Annotated in this window: 1 protein-coding gene; it reads left to right on the top strand. The window is 65.4% G+C overall.

Annotation, left to right across the window (positions count from 1 at the left end):
- Window positions 1–171: 171 nt before the first annotated feature.
- Entirely contained in the window at window positions 172–1,326 is a 1,155-nt protein-coding gene (locus ACFWMR_RS41050; RefSeq protein ID WP_449224353.1) for an IS30 family transposase, read from the top strand.
- Window positions 1,327–1,628 lie beyond the last annotated feature (302 nt).

Here is a 1,628-nt window from a genome sequence, read left to right as displayed (position 1 = left end):
GCCCCCTTGTTGCCAAACCCATTTTAAACCCGTTGTTTGTGTCCCTATGGGTATCCCCCAACGCACTCCCGCCGGGTCCACACCCGGCGGAAGGCGATAACCCACACCAGGCCGTGAAGGCCTCTTGGGTTCACGGGGTCGTTGCAACACCGGTTGTGGTCGGAGGTTGTGGTGGCTGGTCGTGTGCCGTTGGCGCGGGGTGTGCGGGTGCGGTTTTGGGAGGGGATTCGGGCGGGGCTGGCTGTGATGCCTGCCTCGTTGGTGGCGGGTGTGGCGCAGGAGACCGGTCGGCGGTGGTTCGGCGAGGCTGGTGGGGTGATGGGTAATGCGCCCCGTCTGTTGGGGACACGGTATTTGTCGGTGGAGGAGCGGGAGGAGATCTCTCGTGGCCTGGCCGGCGGTGACGGTGTGCGGGAGATCGCGCGGCGGCTGGACCGGGCGGCGTCGACGATCAGCCGGGAGATCAACAACAACGGTGGCCCGGATCGGTATCGGGCCCATGTGGCGGAGGCGGCGGCGCGGAAGCGGGCGAAGCGGCCGAAGACGGCGAAACTGGCCGATCCTGGCAATGCCGGGTTGCGGGATCATGTGCAGGAGCGGTTGCTGCTGCGGTGGTCATCGGAGCAGATCTCGGCCAGGCTGGTGGCCGAGTTCGCCGACAGTCCGGAGATGCGGGTGTCCCACGAGACGATCTATCAGTCGATCTATGTGCAAGGTCGTGGCGCGTTGCGCCGCGACCTCGCGGCCTGCCTGCGGACCGGACGGGCGCTGCGTAGACCCCGCCGCCAGGCCGAGGCCCGAACGCCACGGATCCCGAACATGGTACCGATCAGCCAGCGTCCGGCCGAGGCCGAGGACCGGGCTGTGCCCGGGCACTGGGAAGGCGACCTGATCCTCGGTGCCTCGAACAAGTCCGCGATCGGCACCCTGGTCGAGCGCAGCACCCGGTTCTGCCTGCTGCTGCACCTGCCCGACGGCCACGACGCCGTCGCCGTCCGCGACGCCATGATCACCGCCATCCGCACCCTGCCTGAGCAGCTGAAACAGTCGATGACCTGGGACCAGGGCACTGAGTTGGCCCGGCACGCCGAGATCACCCTGGCCACCGACCTGGACATCTACTTCTGCGACCCGCACTCGCCCTGGCAACGTGGCAGCAACGAGAACACCAACGGTCTGCTCCGCCAATACTTTCCCAAAGGCACCGACCTCTCAGCCCATAGCCCCGAGCATCTCGCGAGAGTGGCCGCCGAACTCAACGGCCGCCCCCGCAAAACCTTGGACTGGCTTACACCCCAAGAAAAACTTAACTTGCTACTGTCCTAAATAGAGCATGTTGCGACGACCGCATGAATCCGCCCCTCCTTCCCTACCCTGAAGGGCAGGGTCTCGGCAAAGTCGCGTAAGCGGGTGTCGTGAGTGGCGTTTCGGGTTCTGGCGGACCGTATTTACCTACCCACTGGTGTGTTTGGCGGTCAAATGAAGCCGGTGTGGTCGACGGGGGAAGATTCCGGCCGTTGAGCGTCCGGAATCTTCCCCCGTCACCGGTCACGCCTGGCACGACCTTGATCAACGGAGGATCGGGGACGTTGAGTGTCCCGGATCCTCCGTTGATCAAGGTCCAAGAC

Origin of the sequence: Amycolatopsis thailandensis (genome assembly GCF_042723255.1) — a bacterium.
Lineage (GTDB): Bacteria > Actinomycetota > Actinomycetes > Mycobacteriales > Pseudonocardiaceae > Amycolatopsis > Amycolatopsis thailandensis.
The sequence above is the reverse complement of the archived record's forward strand: the minus strand, read 5'-3'. Positions and strand labels throughout refer to the sequence as shown.